Raw genomic sequence first — 19,690 nt, forward strand, 5'->3', positions numbered from 1 at the left:
ACTCCTAGCTCCTAACTCCTAACTCCTAACACTAAGCTCTAACCTCCTAACTTTTTTAATTCTTCCCTTGGACTGGTCTCATCTTTGGCTTTATGTGTCTCCCCCGGTACTGGGTGGAATTATTGGCTATTTCACAAATGATATAGCCATAAAAATGTTGTTCCGTCCTTACCGAGCAATTTACATTGCTGGACGAAGAGTACCCTTCACCCCTGGATTGATCCCCCGCAACCAGGAACGTCTGGCTAAGAACATTTCCAATACAATCATGGGGTCACTATTGACACCACAAGAATTACAAAATCTGGCGCGGCGTTTGTTGCAAACAGAACGCGTGCAAGCTGCAATTCTTTGGTTATTGCAGCTGGCGATTGAACAAATCAAAACAGATAAAAACCAGAAAAGTGCCAAAATTGTTGCGGGAATTTTGCGGGATTTACTAGGGGAATCTTTGCCACGATTACTTAAGGTTTTGGCGCGACGGGAAGATTTTTTGGAAGCGCAAATCAATCAAATTTTTGACCAGATATTGCTGGAATTTCAACTAAGCGAAGAACAAGCTACGCGTCTGGCTGACTGGTTATTGCAAGTAGTTTTACCGCCGGATATGCTACGCCAAGCCATAGTTGATTTTTTAACCGATCGCACGATTCAAATTATCGATGAAGGCTTCCGCGAAAAAACCAGTGGGACTTATTGGGTAGTAGCAAATTTATTTGGCTTACGTAATACTCTCACACGGCTACGAACTTTTTGCTTGGATGAAAAAGAGGCTACCAATACTCGCTTGCAGGAATTGATTCAAGATTTGCAAATGCGCGATCGCATTCGGAAATTACTGCAAAATTTATCATTACAAAACTTGCCAATGGGGACGGTACGTCAACTCCGAAAGACCACCCGCGAAAGTGTCCGTCATTACCTACAAAATAGTGGTAGCGATTTTTTACAAGGATTAACTGATTCTGTTGATTGGGAAAATATTGCTGTAGTGCTGCTGAATCGTCTTAGTACTTCACCAGTTGTCAGTACTTCTTTAGAAGTGATGAGTCAAGAACTGGCTCTAATTTTAGATAAGTATTTGGAAAAAGATTTGGAAGCAATTGTAACCCAGGTAATTCCAATTTTGTCGATAGATGAAGTAATAGTTGACCGTGTAAAATCAACTTCACCGGCTGATTTAGAAGCTGCCATTGAGGGAATTGTGAAAAACGAATTGCAGGCGATTGTGACTTTAGGTGGTGTTTTGGGTTTTGTTATCGGGTTATTACAGACAATGTTTTTCGTATTGTTTCAACAGTAGTATCGTTAGTTGTTAATGAATTTTGGGTCACTTTTCTTGATTGATTATATCTTCGACTAAAAGCTCTTGAATTAAATCTAGGGCTTTATTTAGCTTTATTTCTTTGCAGCCAATAGCGGCACGAATTTTAACTAGTAGGAGATTTTTTATATTAATCAGGGATTAATATATTTTGACTGCTTCCTTGACTAGTCAATAAATAGGCTATAGAAAAAAACGCTGAAATTATGAAAAAAGCTCTGAGATACGCAAAACCTACAGATATAAATGATATATTTTTTAAATTAATTATATGCATTTCTTGTTTATGGCTTAATAATCCTCTTTCAACTTCATATTCATGCAATAAATAAAAACTTTTAATTGGGATAATTGGTACATAACCTATCATAAAAAACTGAGTAATAAGTGGAGTTGATTCAATTGCTTTGATGGCTCCAAAAGTTTTTGTACCAATTGGTATTCTTACCATATATATCTATAAAAAATCTAGTTAGGTCTACTTTTAGTAGTGCCAGTCCAGTATAAATCCTAAAAAAGCGATCGCCTTGGCACACTAGGCGATCGCTTCTGAATACTGGTAGATTTGACAGTTTTAAATAGTCTATAAATCACCTTCTATCTCTTTTTGTAGCAACTGCACCTCCTCGATTGATAATCCAGTGACTCTTACCACTTCTGCCAACAGCATTTGGCTTTTGAGCAGATTCACTGCAACCTGCCGAATCCCCTCTTGTAAACCTTCGACTCTACCTTCGGCTCTACCTTTTGCCTGAGCTTCAGCCTCAATCTCTTGATAAATTACAGATTCGCGCATATTATCTCTCCGTAATACTCTTTGAATTAACTCTTTCTCTAATACTAGACCAGCTAAAATTGCCGTGGCAGCTGCGACATTATTCTGCAAACGTTGGTCAGGAATCCCGATGATTTCCTGTGCTACTTGCTGTAATGTACTTGCACGGTCATCTGTTTGACCCAACACCGCTAATGGGAATAAACCTGGATAGCGCAAAAATACTTCTGTCGGCTGTTCCCATAGTCGAACTACCTCAAACTCGTGGCGAGTACCAGGAATGCTAAAAGTATTTTGTTGCACGAGTTCTGAGCTTGTTTCTTTAAGGTATATCACCACTTGACGCATCTGCTTTTGGGGAAAGCGGCGATAGACTCGCAAGCGATAATCAATCATGCGAAATGGGATATTAACATCGGGTTGAGTCTGAAACTCTAGGTGAAGCACTAGCTCTGCTGATTCCAATAAAATTAGCGCATCGGCTCGAATGGGTTCTAGCGAGAGTTCAGAAGGACTTAACTCAGTCAGGGAAATTGGTTCTCCTAACAGCCAGGTAGCAAAGTCGGTGGAAAAGTTTTCGGCGAGGAATTTACAGATATTATCAAACATCCAAAAATCCTACCATTCCATGAGCTAAAGCTTGTTTGAAAGAGCGATCGCCTAACTCAAAATCTGTGTTAAATCTAGTACAAACCCAGGCAATACATCCTCACCTGATAAGCTGGTAGGTGATCGCAAAACCTCAACTTCCTGTCCTGGGCGGTAAATTTCCACCTGTTGGTGCGGATCAATCAGCCAACCTAAACGCACACCATTCTCAATGTACTCCTGCATTTTTTGTTGCACAGTTTTTAAGCTGTCTGAAGCAGAGCGTAATTCTACCGCAAAATCTGGAGCGAGCGGCAGGAATCTGTCGGGGTCTGGATTCAGAGTTTTTAATCGCTTGCGACTCACCCAAGATGCATCAGGAGAACGGTTTGCACCATTGGGAAGTTTGAAACCTGTGGAAGAATCAAAAGCCAGTCCTGTACCATCAGCGTCAGTCCAATTACCTAAACGCTGTGTCAGTCTACTATTACGATTTCCGCTTTCCCATCCAGTTGGTGGCATGATAATCAATTCTCCCTCTGCCGTGCGCTCAAGTCGCAAATCTCGATTATTTTGACACACTTGGAAGAACTGCTCATCTGTTAGTTCAATGGTGGGGCTGAGGTTCAGAATCAGGGCAGTCATAGTTACCTCTCAAGCTTGCTAGCTTTAGCGTAGCACTTGGTTGATATACTAGGTTGTTATTAATATTTTAGTATTAAATTTTACATATCCTTTTAAAATTATCTAAGTTAAAAGCTTATATTGTAAATCTGATTAATATTTAGAGAGTATGTTAAATGAAAGAAAGACAAAAAATAACTAGGTTTAACGGAATATCAAAGTGGTTATCTAACTCAGTTAGTGAATCTGAAGATAAGCGGTACACACATCGTCTCCTCAAAGAAGATAAAAGCCAACGAGATATAATTATCAATGAATTAATATTAATCGTTCAAAAATCCCATGAAGATGCTCGATATCGTCTTCGTAAATTAGCAGGAAATTCTCTTTTTCCATTTGGGGATTTTTCAGAAAGCGATCCAAGCTATGGCTATCCTAAACGTCTTAATATTATATCCCGTCAAGGTTATTTTGGAGAGATATTTTCAGGAATCATTGCTGAGAATTTTGCTCCTTTTGGGCAGGATGATTGGGAAGTTCCTGCTTTTCTTTTTCGATTTCATCTAGTTGAGTTTCAGCATTTAGAATTTATAAATCAAACTGAATAGATTGCAAAAAAGCGCCCTGGACGTACAGGTGATGATTGTCTTGCTTTTTTACGTAACAGTGAAGGAGTAATTATTGCTTCTCTAGTTTGTGAAGCTAAATGCACAACTAATCATTATACAGAAATGATAGCTGAAGCACATAAAAAGGCAAGTGTACCTCATATAAAACCTGTTGATATCCCACAAATAATTGAGATTTTGCAGGATTACGATGATCCTTTTTCATCTGAATGGGTTAATTCTCTAAGAGTTTTGTGGCTAGAAAAAGTTGATATAAATTATGAACGCTGTGATTTAATTAGTTATATATGTGGTAAACATCCTGTTAAAAATCCCACATGGATATCTCCCGAAAAACCACACGAAGAATATACAGCAGGAAGAAGACTTGAAGCAGTTGAAATTCATCTTCATGAAGTTGAAAATCTTGTTACAACTGTCTATAATCAGCCAGCAATTGTAACACCTTCAGTAAATATTTCTACCCAGACAGTTCAAGAACCAGATGATTCAGAGGTTGAAAAAGCAAACTCTGATGTCATAGTAGAGGGAGAAGTTCTGCAAAATGAGATGACTCAACCAAGTAACGAAGTCATTGCTTTAGCGAAAGAACTACAAAATAATCTGGCAGGTAGCAGACTAACACCAGCAATTGCAAAACTTTATAGCCAACATACCAGACTTCGCGCAGGAGGAAAGGGATTAACTGGGTGGCGAGAAGATGAAGCGGGTGAACGATTAAATGATGCTATGCGCCTTGTTGAGGCTGCATTTATCCAGCGAGAAGTTGGAGATACTAATTGGCGTAATGGAATGCTACGGGCTGGTGAGTTATTTGAATGGCTATCTCATCCCCAACTAAACCCGGATTTTTTACCAATTCGTTTACTTGCAGCAGCTGTATATGAACTTGCTGGTTATCCTGCTAGGGCTGCGGGTTTACTCAATGAAGATATAAGTGAGGGAGTAGAGTCAGAAATTTTACGTTCTTTGCTAAAAGCTGATTTTCCCAATTTATTGCAACAGCTGACAGAATATTGGGCAACTGCAACATCATCAAATTTCCAAACTGAAACAAGTCTTCTTTGGGATGACGCTGATACAGGTGCTGACAGGTTTAACAAGTTGATTGTTAAAGAAACTGCTAGTTCTTTAGGAATTTTATGTGCAAAAATGCGCTGGGGAAATGAACCAAGATTAGAAAGAGCTATTGAAAAGCTTTCTGATATTGCTAAGGTGCTTCTTCATGGACACGACACTTATTCTTGGCTTTTAGGAAAATTGTGTGCTGAAGTTACGTCTGTATATATACAAACTTCTCTACGACATCATCTAGAATTGCTTTCTCAGATGATTACTCCAAATGGTAGAAATTTCTTAGAACGTTATTTACGTCAAAGTTATCAAAAGTGTAAAGCTTTAGCATGGCGTTCTCAAATTTGTGGAATTGAACGACTGGTAACAGCAGAATCATTTGCACTCTGTACCCCTACAGGTTCAGGAAAAACAACGATAGCTGAAATTGCAATTTTGCAAAGTTTGTTTTTTGAAACAACAAACTCTAAGAGCTTAAGTAACTCTGCTCCTTTAGTAATTTACTTGGTGCCAAGCAGAGCGCTTGCTACAGAAGTTGAATCAAGTTTGTCTCGTGTTTTAAAGCGCTCCACTAATAACAATGTCATAGTTACAGGTTTATATGGAGGTACTGACTGGGGTCCAACAGATGTATGGCTGACATCAGAACAGCCAACAGTTTTAATTTGCACTTATGAAAAAGCAGAAGCTTTGATGAAATTTCTAGGGACTCTATTTATCCGCAGAGTGTCGCTTATTGTACTTGATGAAGCCCATACAGTTCAATTTGATGGTAATAAAAATTCTTTGCAGAAAGCTGAAAATAGAGCCTTACGCTTGGAATCTTTAGGTGCAAGACTGTTTACCTATGTAGAACAAAATCACAGCCGAATTGTTGCGCTATCCGCTGTTGCTTCAGAAACAGAAGTAGCATTAGCAAGTTGGATAGAGAATCAAACCAATGCTAGCCCAGCAAAGACATATTACAGAAGTACACGCCAATTAATAGGCCGGCTTGAATGTCTCACAGGAAGAGGATTTAGAATAAACTATGACTTACTTGATGGTAGAAGATTAAGATTTGAGGAAGATGGTCAAGCCACACCCTTCATTCAGAGTCCATTTCTAACATATCCCCCTGCTGGTACATTAGAAACACACAAAAGTTCTGGAAAGCGTGTTCGCCCTTATCTATTCTGGACTGCACCACTATCTTACAACAATAAGCTTTCTGAAGCAGAATCATCAGCAATTGAAACTCTAGATTCACTGGATAGTATTTTACTGTCTGCAATTGTCGAAATTGAGCATCTAACAGCAAAAGATTTAAGCCCTAATGAGTTGGAAGAGCAACTTCAAAAAATTTGGCGGCGAAGCTTTGCATATTATGCTAGTTTCGAACAAGAAAGATTAGAAAATTTATTTATCAAGCGAGGTAGAGCATTAAAAACAGAAATTTATAGTAATTATTCACAGCGTCGGCGTTTGTATCGTACCAGTCTGCCACCGCGTGCTGGAAATGAACTTTTAACTATTTATCCTAGACTTAAAGAACAATTAGCATTGGGTGGAAATTATGCTATTTGGACAGTAGAAAAACGCTTTAATTATATTCAAAATATAGTTATTATTTTAACCAGTTTATCGAAGTTTAAACTAGATGACACGTCAGGAAATGTTACTTGGAATGAAATATTAGGATGGTGGCTTGACCCTAATAAAGCAATTAAAAAACCGAAACCGACTCAAATTTCAAGATGGCATTCATATATTAGTCAAAATTTTGGATATAGATTTAACTGGGGCTTAGGAAGTGTTATTGCACTAGCAATAGATGAAGCTTTTGGTGGCGAGTTAGTTGAATCATCATTGGAAAACTGGTCACAAATTGGGCTACCTTGGATTGTTTTCTGGATGAAAGAACTTATTGTATGGGGAACCTTAGATCCTGTAGCTGCATATTTGCTTGCTAAAGTAGAAGATGTAACAACTCGTAAACAAGCTGAAGAATTAGCGCAAACTTACTATCAGTATATTCGCGAAAGAGAATCGGAGCCAAATGAATATCTTAATGCAGTTAATATCAAAAACTGGGTAGAACAATCATTTTCCAGTGTTGAACGACATTTACCAACTCCCAAACCTGCTAATCAAATTAATGTCAATCTGCTGAAAGATTTCAGTAAAGCTCTAAGTAAAAATTGGAGAGTAGTAACAGTAGAAATTGGGGATGATATTCAATGGTTTGATTTAGCAGGATTTCCACTCGCAATTTGCCAAAAGCCTGAGAAGTGGCAGTCTAATTTTCTAAATACCTATGACTTTATGCTAGATGCGGAAAATCGATTTGTTTCGTCAAATATTTATGTTTGACTCTTCAAGGGATGCGTTATCACCAAAGGTTCAATATATGCTTGTAGAGTATCTTTAACTTTAGAAGGCTGACGAACTGGAGCGATCGCAGAATAATCCGGTTTTACTGTCCAGTCGTAATGACGAAGCAGTGTGGAAAGCACAATTTTCATTTCCATTTGGGCAAATTCCATACCTAAACAACTGTGCGAACCATAACCAAAACCCATTAGTGCCAAAGGATGTTTCTTATCTTCTTCGCGAGGTGGTGCAAAGCGATCGGGGTCGAAGCGATCGGGATCGGTGTACAGTTCTGGTAAACGGTGAGTCAGCATGGGTGAGATAGTCACAAACCAACCTGCTGGGATACGATAGCCTCTATACTCAATATCCTTGAGAACTCCACGGTTATAGGCATACACTGGCGGATAGAGCCGTTCTACTTCTTTTAGTACGTTGGTTAACTGTGGAAGTTGTTTGAGATGGGACAAGCTAAGGGAATTATCTCCCACAACTGCTAATTGTTCTTGGCGTAGTCGTTCTCGCCATTCTGGGTGATTACCTAATTCAAAGATTACCCAAGTCAGCAAGGAGGCTGTAGTTTCATGTCCAGCAAACAGCAGTAGTAATGCTTCGTTGATTACCTGTGCTTCGCTCAATTTATTACCGTCTTCATCAACAGCCGCTAAAAGTAATCCCAACACATCTTTTGACTCTTCTAAGTTACCTTGCTCCATACGTTGGGCGATTACTTCACGTAAGAAAGCCACTAACTTACCCCTAGCATTTTGACCGCGACCATATAAAGTAAAAGGGACATTCCATTTGACTATCGCCATACTGCTATCTATCAGTTGTGTAAACCACTGACTGGTTTGCTCAACTTCGCTCTTGTTCTGACTTCCCAAGAACAGGCGAGTCGCAACTATCAGAGTCAGCTGGCGGAAACTAGAATTTAAAGGAATCGTTTCTCGCTCTCCCCAATCTTTGAGGAAGTCTTGCACAATATTTTGAATAGTATCGAAGTATGTAGCGATCGCTTTTCCGTGAAATGCTGGATACATCAAGCGACGGGTGAGCCGATGTTCTTCCCCATCTTGTAATAAAATATTGTTGCCAAATGTTGATTCTAGGAAATACCAACCGATTCGCGACGACATATTTTCCGCTTGTTCTACCAGCACCAGCCGATTAGCATCAGGGCCGATTAAATAAGCACGTTTGTATCCCATGACACTCGTCTTAAAAACTGAACCATGCTGCTGGAATCGTCGCCATATATACAGTTCTAAATCCCGAAATATTTCCAAAGTCTCGCCTAAAATGGGAAAACCATAGCTACCAGGCATTTCCTCGGCGGATTTTAACTTCTGCATATTTAAGTACCTCCAGCAGTAATTAGCTACAGTATCTACTTAATTGTAAAGCGCAGTTAGGCTTTGCAAATTTAAGTTACCAATCGCGGTAGAGTTTTGCTGGGTAAAACATAATCTCTTCATTAGGGAATCAGACTTGTTTATACACCGTAGTGTGCAGATTCAGGCAGAGACATTAAAGGTAGCTTTGGCTCTTTGGGGTTCTTGGAGTTTAATAAGTAATCAAGCTGACACAGCATTAGATATATTTAACTATGTTTGAGAAAAATTATTCCTAGTCAAGACTTTGCTAATATTATCAAAACGTATTATATGCAACGTGTCATTTTATGCCTAGTGTTGAAGCCGACGAAAACCGAGAGCATCGCATTAAAACAGAGATTATTGTAGATGCTGAAGACAAAGAAGACAGGGCTATGGGTTGGTACTATTACCTCGAAGAGACTCTAAATTTTCCCTTTCTGGCAAAATGGACTAAGAAAGGACGCAAATCAGCTGCCGCCGAGGAGAAACAAGTCGAAGTCTTGGGAATGGCCCCAGATGATGAGTGCTTAAAAGATATGTTTGTAGAAGTTGCTTATATTAATGGTAAGGATGATGATGTATATTCTGCAAGGTTGTCTGAAATAGCAGCTATTGACGCTGACAGTGAAACTCAAGAAGCGATCGCAGACTGGCTCTATTGGATTGCTAGAGAATATAAATTTTAAATTCTAGGACAAATAGCGAATGACGCGGCAGGGATTACCGGCAGCGACAACATTTTCAGGTATATCTTTGACAACTACACTGCCAGCACCAATGGTTGTATTATCACCAATAGTTACACCTGGACAAATAATTGCACTGCCACCAATCCAGACATTATTACCAATGTTGATTGGAGCAGCTAATTCTCTGCCAGAAAGACGAATTTCTGGCTCTGTAGGATGATAAGCAGTATAAATTTGCACATAAGGAGCGCACAAGACATTTTCACCAATGTGAACTGGATTACAGTCTAAAATTACACAGCCATAGTTCATATATAATTTGTCGCCAGCGAAAATATTACTGCCATAGTCACAGTGAAAAGGTGGCACAATTACTATTTTTTCACCGATTCTGCCAAATAATTCTTGCAAAATTTGCTGTCGTTGCTCTTGCTGTTCTTCGGTTGTAGAATTGTACCTCCGCAACAGACGACTAGCTCGCTTATTTTCGGCAGCCAATTCTGGATCTTCTGCCAAATATAATTCGCCTGCGAGCATTTTCTGTTTTTCAGTTTTTTCCATGACTGACTTATTTGAAAAAGGGACTGGGGATTAGGGACTCTTGATTGGGAAAATTATTCGGAGATTCAGACTACTAGCGTCTCCTAGAGAAGAAAACTCTCAATACTTGTCGGTTAAGGGGAAAGGGGAAGGAAAAAACCTTTAACCTTTTCCCAAAACCCAATTCCGAGTTAAAAATGCAAAACCTACGCAGTATTGAGAAAACTCTTTCTAGTCCCCAATCCCGGAGCATGATTCCTAAGAGATTTGCTGCGCCGAAGTCTCTTAATTCTGGTGCGACAAGTTGAACTGGCAGTAGAAAGGACTATTAACTAAAATATGGCATAAGTAGCTTTTCCCTGGCGTTTAGCTCGGTACATAGCAATATCAGCATCCCGTAGCAAAGTTGCAGGCTCCTCATGATTACTAAAATTCCAAGTAATACCAATGCTAGCTGTAGTAGATAATTGATATCCATTGAGGTTAACTGGCAATCGTAGGGAGTCTTGAATACGTTTGGCAACATTGGTAGCATCGGTAATGTCTTTAATATCCTCTAAAAGAACTGTAAACTCATCACCACCAAATCGTGCTACAGTATCGCCACCACGTAAACACGACTCTAAACGTCTAGCGATCGCTATTAAAAAATCATCCCCGATTCCATGCCCAAAGCGATCGTTAATCTCTTTAAAACCATCTAAATCCAAAAATAAAACTGCAAAATAATAATCGCTTCTGCGTTTACTACGTTCAATAGTTTGTCTGAGCCGATCTAAGAATAAAACACGATTCGGTAATGCTGTCAGCCCATCATAAAACGCATTACGGATCAGTTGCGCCTCTGTCTGCTTGCGTTTGGTGATATCTTGAAAAATTAAAACCGCGCCAGTAATATTACCATCTCGATCGCGGATGGGTGAAATATTATCCCCAATCGCTATTTCTCTACCATCTTTTGTAATCAGTGTACAGTTTTCTGGTAAATTGAAAATTTCACCTGCTTCCATTACATCTGTGGCTAAATTTTCAATTGTTTCTCCTACATCTTTGTCAACTAAGTTAACAATTTCTACTAAATCTTTACCAAACGCTTCACTTTGCTTCCAACCAGTGATTCGTTCTGCGATGGGATTCATCATTTGAATAGAACCATTTGCATAAGTCACAATCACTGCACAGCCCATACTGTTAATAATTGTCGCTAGCCTCTGTTTTTCTTCGTATAATATCTTTTTGCTTTGATGTTTGTACAGAGCCATTTCAATCGCAAAATGTAAATCTCTTTCAATAACTGGTTTGACTATGTAGCTAAAAGGCTCACTTAGCTGATTTTTATGTAATGTTTTATATTCCAAACACTCTGTTAGATATACTACAGGTACATGAAAGTGATTCTGGATAATATCTGCTACGTGTACACCGTCAATTTCCCCAGCTAGGCAAATATCAATTAATACTAAATGTGGATGAGTTTCTGCTACTTTTTTTATTGCCTCTTTACCAGACTTAGTTATTTCTGAAACGGAATAACCTAGTTTTTGTAAACTTTTTCTAATATTTGAGGCGAGAATTTTTTCATCCTCAACAACTAGGATTTTGCGGGCGAGCATGTTACAATAACCTGTTTGCTAAGGTTCAGATTTTTGCTGTCAGTGTCAAACTCGATCGAAAAGTAATTATTTTATCATAAACAATATCTAAGTAACCTGTCTTTTTGCTTGATATCAATACTAAATTAACGAGTAAATAGCGTCATGTTATTAACCTCCAGTAATTTCTGTGCTTGTCAAAGCTAATTATGATTGCTCCATGCAGTTAATACCATGTTATTAACATCTATTCAAATTACCATGTAATTGTAAGCATTCAATGACTGATTTTAAAACGTATACAATAATTTTTCTTCGGAGAAGCATAAATGCTAAGTATAGTATTTATGTAAAAATTAATCAAGAATAAAAGTTCATAAGATCACGACATACTACTTTAATATAAGTTAAGAAAATTATAGAGTGTGTCGTATATCATATCATAATGTACCATTTGATCAATTGATATTAAACATTAATAACTATCTAAAATTTAAGAGTTCAATATCACTTTATCCAGAAATATTTTTCTCAGTCTGGGTCTAAATTACCGTCTGAAACTGTCTTAAATATTGAATTTTGATTGAAATAGTATTACTTATAAATATTCACCGCTGCTAGTTAATTCTTAACAAGAAAGAATTCAGGAGTCAGGAGCTATAATTCACTTCTGAATCCCCGACGAGAGTGATTCTGAAGCCTTATCAGAGCTTTTATTGCTTTGCTCCTAAATTCTGACTTCTGAATTCTTATTCAATCAAAAATCTTACGATCTGAAAATGTGCAAGTTAAATACTCATCAGCAGATCGCGGAATTTTGTGTTTTTTTAATCGTGAGCCAATGCTAGGGGGAATGGCAGGAAAAATTCTCTTTGTGAGATACTTCTACGCTCCATATAACCCCTTTTTTTACTAGCTTGTAGATATTGAAAAAAACACATTTTGTGCTTTATAGATTGGACTTACTTTTAGTCAATTCAATGCTAATTTTGCCACCAAAGTCTGGAATAGGTGCGGCAGGTTTGCTGAGAGTGACTTGAACTTTTGTTACACGATCGCACTCTTGGAGGATAGAATCTGCGATCGTTGCTACCAATTTCTCCACCAAAGCAAATTTAGACGTTTTGATCAGATGTTGTATCAAGCTAATGACGCTGCGATAATCTAAAGTGTCTTCGATCGCGTCAGTCTTGGCCGCTGTGGAGATATCCAACCATAACCTCACATCCACCTCAAACCATTGTCCTAGCACCTGTTCTTCTGGTAGATATCCAGTGTAGCCATAGCCGCGAATTCCCGTTAAATGAATGCAGTCCATAAAAGTTTGAGAGCAAATTGGGCATTTTGTAGAAAGTTGAGCAAGTTTGCTTGGAGATTTTCTTTTCCAGAAACTCGCCTGGCGGTGTTGGGTTCCATCACCGCATTGATGGATTTTAAATTGAATTTCCCTAGACAAAATCTAAAATTTAAGATTGTTTTATAGCTATGTTTGATTTAATGCCGATCGCTTATAGGAATGTTAATCAACTTTGGGCTTATATTTTAACAGAGACACTAAAGCGGTTGGGATTGACTTGTGCCATCATTTGCCCTGGATCGCGCTCTACACCTCTAGCGATCGCCTTTGCTCAACAAGTACCTGAGATTGAAGCGATTTCCATTCTTGATGAACGTTCCGCCGCCTTTTTCGCTTTGGGACAAGCGAAAGCAACCGGACGCCCTGTGGTAGTTGTTTGCACTTCTGGTACAGCAGGGGCAAACTTTTATTCAGCAGTCATTGAAGCGAAAGAAAGTCGCGTACCACTGTTGCTATTGACCACCGATAGACCGCCAGAATTGCGAGATTGTCATTCTGGGCAAACTGTAGATCAATTGAGATTATATGGCAACTACCCAAATTGGCAAACAGAGTTAGCCTTACCCTCATCTGATTTGGGAATGCTAGCTTACCTGCGACAAACGGTAATTCATAGCTGGGAAAGGGCACAAACTCCTACAAAGGGGCCAGTACATTTGAATATTCCCTTTCGCGATCCCTTAGCGCCTGTTCCTGATGGAACTGACTTGAGTTATTTGCAATCGCAGTTTCACCCAGAAGACTTTTTTGCAGGAATAGCAAACCCATTCCCTATTCTCCATTCCCTATGCCCAATTCCCAAAGAGTGGAAAGAATGCGATCGCGGTATCATCATCGCAGGTGTTGCCCAACCGTCGCAACCAGAGGAATATTGTAGAGCGATCGCGCGCCTTTCCCAAACTCTCAAATGGCCTGTGCTAGCTGAGGGACTCTCCCCAGTGAGAAATTATGCCGAACTCAACCCTTATTTAATTTCCACTTATGACTTGATTTTGCGAAATCAGCAACTAGCAAAGCAGTTAGCACCCGAAATGGTAATTCAGGTGGGTGAAATGCCTACTAGTAAAGAACTACGTACCTGGATCGATGCAACCCAACCGCGACGCTGGGTAATTGATCCCAGCGACCAAAACCTCGACCCTTTGCATGGGAGAACGACGCATTTACGCATATCTGTAGAAGATATCAAAGCAGAAGAGATAAATTTATCTTTTTCTTCAAACTATGGAAAGCAATGGTGTGATGCAGAAACTAAAGTCAGGTTAGTTGTTGACCAGACGATGGGGAAAATAGATGAAATGATTGAGAGTAAAGCAGCTTGGTTAATTTCTCAGATTTTACCGCCTGGAACGCCTCTGTTTATTGCCAATAGTATGCCTGTGCGGGATGTAGAATATTTCTGGAAACCGAATAATTTAGGAGTGCGATCGCACTTTAATCGAGGTGCAAATGGCATAGATGGCACATTATCCACAGCTTTAGGAATTGCCCATCGCCAGCAAAGTAGTGTGATGTTAACGGGAGATTTAGCTCTGTTGCATGACACTAATGGTTTTTTAATCCGCAATAAGTTTGTGGGACATTTGACGATTGTGTTAATAAATAACAACGGCGGTGGGATTTTTGAAATGTTACCCATTGCCAAGTTTGATCCACCATTTGAAGAGTTTTTTGGCACTCCCCAGGATATTGATTTTGCTCAGTTGTGTGCAACTTACAATGTGCAGCATGAATTGATTACTTCTTGGGAGGAGTTGCAGCAAAGACTAAACCCACTTCTGACTAAGGGAATTCGAGTTTTAGAGTTGCAGACAAATCGCAAAGCTGATGCCAAGTGGCGACAAGAAAATTTAAAAAAGTTTGCCGCAGATGTTGCGATTTAACGACGATTCATGTTGTATTCTATAAAAGAACTATAAAATATAAAGGTAGGTATAATTAAATGTTTATTTATGAAGGTAATAAATATATTTTCCAAAGGCTAAAAGGGATTCAAGATAACCTGAATTCTATACATACTGCAAGTAAAAGTACAAGTAGTAATACAAAAGGTAAAGAAAGAGAAGAGTTTATAAACTTATTTCTTTCTCAAATATTGCCATCTCCCTTTAGATTTGGTTCTGGAGAAATTACAGATTTAAGTAGTCATCTCAGCGGGCAACTTGATATTGTTATTGAATATCCACTTTTACCAAGTATCACATTACCTGCATCAAATGCGGGTAATAGATTATATCTTGCAGAAGGAGTAGCTGCATGTATTGAAGTTAAATCTAACTTGATTACTCAGTGGAACGAGGTAAAGGAGACTTCTCAAAAGGTCAAGCAACTCAGAAGAAGATTGAGTGCTAGTACAGGAATGGCTCCAAAGCAAATTCCTTTATTTGCTGTTGGATATAAAGGGTGGAAAAATGAACAATCTCTAAATAAGCGTATACAAGAAGGGATTGTAGATGGAATTCTGATTATTGAAGAGGGTTTATTTGTTTGGAATCACGGAATTTTACCAGTATCCCAACTTTCTGGAACAGCTACAGGCCCTTGGACACTTTGGGGACTAATAGTAGCATTAAATAGGTTAGCAACTTCACTTAAATATACAAGCATCGATTTGATATTCTATGCTAGACCCGACTGGATGATTATCAAAAGATTGTGTAATAAACTTGAGGAAGATGATTCTGTTGAAGTAAATTTTCTTGAAATTCTACATGAAGAAGGAATAAATGATCATGAAGAGGCAAACAAAATACTGAAATCTCTTGAAGAAGAAGGCTTTATTAAAATTATCAGTACAGGTATGAGCCAAGATACTAAAATAAATGCAGATGTCAATATCAAGATAACTAGTGAAGCAATAGAGTTCACGAAGTATATGAATACACCTTTTGAATTAACTTAGGCGTTGAGCCATATACATATTTTATGTAAGTTTTTATAGTTCTCATTTATACTCTAAGACTAGTGCGATCGCTTTTAACCTTCTAATTGACTTTGTAACTACCCTTCCAAGACCGCGATCGCAATCTCAATTCCAACAACGCCAAAGCTAATGCTTCCAACGTCCCTCAGCAATTTCACCAAATAGTCGTTTTAACAGTCGGAGGATAAGCGATCGCACTTTTTCTTCCACCGCTTCTGATATACTTGCGCGTCTACAAATACTTCTTCACTACGAGAAACTTTATTTGTATTTTACGGAGTGCGATCGCTCTCCTCCTAACTATTTCACTTTGCTACTCCACATCTACCCTGTGGGTTCTACTTTCAACATCGTAAAATACAAAAAAAGGGATAAGCCCAAAAGCTTATCCCTCAAAAAATCAACTAATTAATGTATCAAGTTCCACTTGTCCAAGAGTTAATGTACTCAATTTGATCTGCTGTTAGGCTATCAATCGTGATACCAATAGCCTGCAACTTCAACCGAGCAATTTCTTGATCGACTTCAACAGGAATTGAGTGCAAACCAGGGGCTAACTTACCCTTATTCTTCACCAGAAATTCACAAGCCAAAGCTTGGTTGGCAAAACTCATATCCATGACTGCGCTGGGGTGTCCTTCAGCCGCAGCTAGGTTAATCAAACGTCCTTGTCCGAGAACGACGACTGATTTACCATTTTTCAACTTATACTCTTCGGTGAAAGGACGAACTTCTTTGATTTCCTTAGCTTGTGCAGCCAAGTATTTCAAATCAAGTTCCAAGTCAAAGTGACCGGAGTTACAAACGATCGCACCATCTTTCATGACATCGAAGTGTTCACCACGAACGACGTGCTTGTTACCAGTCACAGTGATAAAAATATCACCTTGGGGTGCAGCTTCAGCCATTGGCAGGACGCGGAAGCCATCCATTACGGCTTCAATTGCCTTGATGGGGTCGATTTCGGTGACGATGACGTTAGCACCCATCCCACGGGCGCGGAGGGCTGTACCTTTACCACACCAGCCATAACCGACGACGACAATGTTTTTACCAGCCAACAAAATATTGGTGGCGCGGATAATGCCATCTAGGGTTGATTGCCCAGTACCATAGCGATTATCAAAGAAGTGCTTGGTGTCCGCGTCGTTGACGTTGACTGCGGGGAAGGTGAGAACGCCTTCTCTAAACATGGCGCGTAACCGGACGATCCCAGTTGTGGTTTCCTCGGTGCTACCAATCAAATCAGCAATTTGGTGTTGGCGTTCTTGTACCAAAGTTGCAACTACATCGCTACCGTCATCAACAATAATGTTGGGGCGGTGATCTAAAGCTATTTGGACGTGGCGGTTATAAGTTGCGTTATCTTCGCCTTTTTGAGCAAAGACGGGAATTTCGTGATCGAGGACGAGGCTAGCGGCTACGTCATCTTGGGTTGATAAGGGGTTGCTAGCAATTAAAAGCGCATCTGCACCACCGGCTTTCAGAGCGATCGCCAAATGTGCTGTTTCTGTTGTAATGTGGGCGCAAGCTACAAGGCGTAAACCAGCGAAGGGTTTCTCGATAGCAAAGCGATCGCGGATTTGCCGCAAAACTGGCATTTCGCGTCCAGCCCATTCAATGCGCTGTCTTCCCAAGGCAGCTAGGCCGAGGTCTTTAACCTCGTGCTTTAATCGGGGAGAAGTTGCGGTCATCAAAAGTTACCTCAAAAAATTAAAAAAGCTACGTAAAATTTACGCACTCTACTAGGTTATTCTACTACTGCTGATTTTTGCTTGCAATTGGCAAATTACTAGTCAATAGTCTTCAAAACTAGCTTGAAGTTTGATAAGCGGATGATAAACGGAATGTCAACTTCTTCTCCAGGTTCTTTCTTTTTGTTTTATCTTTGGTAAGAGTTCAAACTCTTCTCAGCCCGTAATACTGATTTTCAGCACTTTGTCATCTTTCTAAAGATAGAGGAAAAACAAAACAACATCAAAATTTCACCGTCTAAAAAGAAAACCTCAACTTTAGATAGGTACATATACCCAAAGTTATTGCGGAGGATAGTTATAGAAGTAGTCACTAGTAGATTTTACTCAAGGAGGTGTTTGAGTGCGCTTTCAATTTTTGGCGTTGGCTTTGCCCGCCGTAGGCATCGCCAGTTCAATGACCATAGGCGTTGTATCTGTGCAAAAAGCCACAGCCCAGATTCCTTTTTTACCGCAACTGCAAGCTCCCAGCAGTGTGAGTAATGATTCAGATAACAGAGTTGTTTCGGGCTGGATTTATTTAGATGGTCGTCGGTTATTTCAAATAGCGGCATCAAGAACCAACTTTCCTGAGCGTTCAGAAGATATTCAAAAGAAGTTGGAGAAAATTGGCCAAAATTACTTTCAATCACCAGCAAAAACACCAGTCAAAGTAGAAGTTCGGAAAGTCAACGAATTACCAGTAATTTATGTCAATGGTCAATATCTGATGACCGTTACTTCTGAAGATGCTGCACTCCGACAGGTAGATATATCAACATCAGCAAATCAAGTGGCCGAATCGTTACAAGAAGACTTGCAACAAGCAAAGCAAGAAAGGCAAACTCAATCTTTAATCAACCAAGGTAAAATTGCTGGCGGTATCGGACTGGCAATGATTGTTATGAGTTGGGGGGTATATAGCTGGCAGCGGCGTTCTCAAAATAATTTAGAACACTCCATTGCCTCCCAACCCCAAAGGGAACTCTTCAACTACCCAAAACCAGCAGATCAAGTAATTACAACACAACTAAATCAACAACAAAAGAATCATCTACAAGAAGTCAAAAGACGATTATTTCAGCTAAGTCAAGCCGGAATTTGGGGAGGTGGAAGCTTCTTTATTTTAGGTCTATTTCCCTATACACGAAGTTTTCAGGTAGGAATTCTTACAGCCGCCCAATTTCCTTTGCGATTAGGTGTCGTCTTCCTGGGAACCTATGTAGCAATCCGTTTGACCTACGCCTTGATTGACCGCTTTGCCTCCACTCTAATTAGCAGCGGTGCTTTCCTCACCCCAGAAAGTTCTGCACGGCTGCAACTGCGAGTTTCGACATTTTCTGGTGTGACTAAAAGTATAACTACTGCTATTTGGGTAGGAGTGGCCTTCTTGCTAGCACTGGTATCGTTGGGGATAGATATCGTTCCCTTGCTAGCGGGTGCGAGTTTAGTTGGTGTTGCATTGTCTTTGGCGTCGCAAAACTTAATTAAAGATGCGATTAACGGTTTCCTGATCATTTTAGAAGACCAGTATGCTTTAGGCGATGTGATTACTGTGGGAGACGTAGGAGGCTTAGTAGAAAATCTGAATCTGCGGATGACCCAAGTGCGGGATTCCGAAGGACGCTTGATCACAATTCCCAATAGTGAAATTAAAGTTGTTGCCAATCTTTCTAGTCGTTGGTCGCGAGCCGATTTAACAATTCCCATCGCCTACCAAGCCGATACAGAAGAGGCTTTGAAATTGATTGCAACTATTGCTGATAAAATGAATCAAGAAATGCAATGGCAGAGTCAAATTTTGGAACCGCCGCAAGTTTTGGGAATAGATCAATTTGGCGATCGCGGTTTGATTATCCGTGTCTGGATTAAAACACAGCCCCTTAAACAATGGGATGTTGCACGAGAACTTCGCCGCCGCCTAAAAGTTGCCCTAGACGAAGCGGGAATTTCCATCTCCGTGCCTCAACAAGCAATTTGGGTCAATGACGATCAGTTGTTAAATTTTCAAGGAAATGGCAAAGCTAATTAGGGGTTGCTGAAAAAGAAAGAGAAGCTCACAGAATATAGATTATCTGACCAAAGAAGTATATTCAGGTGCAAGACTTGAG

The 19,690-nt window shown here is 39.6% G+C and carries 15 protein-coding genes; 7 read left to right on the forward strand and 8 right to left on the reverse strand.

Annotated elements, in window-relative coordinates; translation table 11 throughout:
- The first annotated feature begins 67 nt into the window (after window positions 1–67).
- Window positions 68–1,303 (forward strand): DUF445 domain-containing protein, encoded by a 1,236-nt coding sequence (locus FD723_RS09655; RefSeq protein ID WP_179065143.1) that lies wholly within the window; start codon window positions 68–70, stop codon window positions 1,301–1,303.
- A gap of 151 nt (window positions 1,304–1,454) precedes the next feature.
- On the opposite strand, the gene FD723_RS09660 is transcribed toward FD723_RS09655, so the two are convergent.
- From FD723_RS09660 to FD723_RS09670, 3 genes are all read right to left on the reverse strand, one after another.
- Window positions 1,455–1,775, reverse strand: coding sequence for a hypothetical protein (locus FD723_RS09660; RefSeq protein ID WP_179065144.1), 321 nt, complete (start codon window positions 1,773–1,775; stop codon window positions 1,455–1,457).
- Window positions 1,776–1,907: 132 nt separating this feature from the next.
- Window positions 1,908–2,708: an Rpn family recombination-promoting nuclease/putative transposase gene (locus tag FD723_RS09665; protein WP_179065145.1), complete on the reverse strand. Its 801-nt coding sequence runs from the start codon at window positions 2,706–2,708 to the stop codon at window positions 1,908–1,910.
- 51 nt (window positions 2,709–2,759) lie between these two features.
- Window positions 2,760–3,332: a Uma2 family endonuclease gene (locus tag FD723_RS09670; RefSeq protein ID WP_179065146.1), complete on the reverse strand. Its 573-nt coding sequence runs from the start codon at window positions 3,330–3,332 to the stop codon at window positions 2,760–2,762.
- Between the two features lie 155 nt (window positions 3,333–3,487).
- Between FD723_RS09670 and FD723_RS09675 the strand changes: the two genes are divergently transcribed.
- Window positions 3,488–3,919 carry a hypothetical protein gene (locus FD723_RS09675; RefSeq protein ID WP_179065147.1) on the forward strand — a complete coding sequence of 144 codons (432 nt, stop codon included), beginning with the start codon at window positions 3,488–3,490 and terminating at the stop codon, window positions 3,917–3,919.
- Window positions 3,920–4,042: 123 nt separating this feature from the next.
- Complete coding sequence (locus FD723_RS09680) at window positions 4,043–7,366, forward strand: DEAD/DEAH box helicase (RefSeq protein WP_179065148.1); 3,324 nt, start codon at window positions 4,043–4,045, stop codon at window positions 7,364–7,366.
- Here FD723_RS09680 and FD723_RS09685 read toward each other — a convergent pair.
- The gene (locus FD723_RS09685; protein WP_179065149.1) at window positions 7,357–8,721 is read right to left on the reverse strand and encodes a cytochrome P450; all 1,365 of its coding nucleotides are present in this window, start codon (window positions 8,719–8,721) and stop codon (window positions 7,357–7,359) included. The genes FD723_RS09680 and FD723_RS09685 overlap by 10 nt on opposite strands.
- Before the next feature lie 329 nt (window positions 8,722–9,050).
- Here FD723_RS09685 and FD723_RS09690 point away from each other — a divergent pair, with 329 nt between their 5' ends.
- Entirely contained in the window at window positions 9,051–9,431 is a 381-nt protein-coding gene (locus FD723_RS09690; protein ID WP_179065150.1) for a calcium-binding protein, read from the forward strand.
- Window positions 9,432–9,434: 3 nt separating this feature from the next.
- Here FD723_RS09690 and FD723_RS09695 read toward each other — a convergent pair whose 3' ends face one another.
- From FD723_RS09695 to folB, 3 genes are all read right to left on the reverse strand, one after another.
- Window positions 9,435–9,995: a sugar O-acetyltransferase gene (locus FD723_RS09695; protein WP_179065151.1), complete on the reverse strand. Its 561-nt coding sequence runs from the start codon at window positions 9,993–9,995 to the stop codon at window positions 9,435–9,437.
- 311 nt (window positions 9,996–10,306) lie between these two features.
- Entirely contained in the window at window positions 10,307–11,587 is a 1,281-nt protein-coding gene (locus tag FD723_RS09700; protein ID WP_179065152.1) for a diguanylate cyclase domain-containing protein, read from the reverse strand.
- 928 nt (window positions 11,588–12,515) lie between these two features.
- A complete protein-coding gene (gene folB / locus FD723_RS09705; protein WP_179065153.1) occupies window positions 12,516–12,884 on the reverse strand; it encodes a dihydroneopterin aldolase in 369 nt (122 codons plus the stop codon).
- Between the two features lie 167 nt (window positions 12,885–13,051).
- On the opposite strand from folB, the gene menD reads away from it, so the two are divergent.
- A complete protein-coding gene (menD, locus tag FD723_RS09710; protein WP_179065154.1) occupies window positions 13,052–14,806 on the forward strand; it encodes a 2-succinyl-5-enolpyruvyl-6-hydroxy-3-cyclohexene-1-carboxylic-acid synthase in 1,755 nt (584 codons plus the stop codon).
- Window positions 14,807–14,865: 59 nt separating this feature from the next.
- On the forward strand, window positions 14,866–15,825 hold the full coding sequence (locus FD723_RS09715; RefSeq protein WP_179065155.1) for a DUF6602 domain-containing protein: 960 nt from the start codon (window positions 14,866–14,868) through the stop codon (window positions 15,823–15,825).
- Window positions 15,826–16,262: 437 nt separating this feature from the next.
- Here FD723_RS09715 and ahcY read toward each other — a convergent pair whose 3' ends face one another.
- The gene (gene ahcY, locus FD723_RS09720; protein ID WP_179065156.1) at window positions 16,263–17,540 is read right to left on the reverse strand and encodes an adenosylhomocysteinase; all 1,278 of its coding nucleotides are present in this window, start codon (window positions 17,538–17,540) and stop codon (window positions 16,263–16,265) included.
- Window positions 17,541–17,943: 403 nt separating this feature from the next.
- On the opposite strand from ahcY, the gene FD723_RS09725 reads away from it, so the two are divergent.
- On the forward strand, window positions 17,944–19,611 hold the full coding sequence (locus FD723_RS09725; RefSeq protein WP_372743797.1) for a mechanosensitive ion channel family protein: 1,668 nt from the start codon (window positions 17,944–17,946) through the stop codon (window positions 19,609–19,611).
- The last annotated feature ends 79 nt before the right edge of the window (window positions 19,612–19,690 follow it).

The organism is Nostoc sp. C052 (assembly GCF_013393905.1).
In the GTDB taxonomy this organism is placed as follows: Bacteria; Cyanobacteriota; Cyanobacteriia; order Cyanobacteriales; family Nostocaceae; genus Nostoc.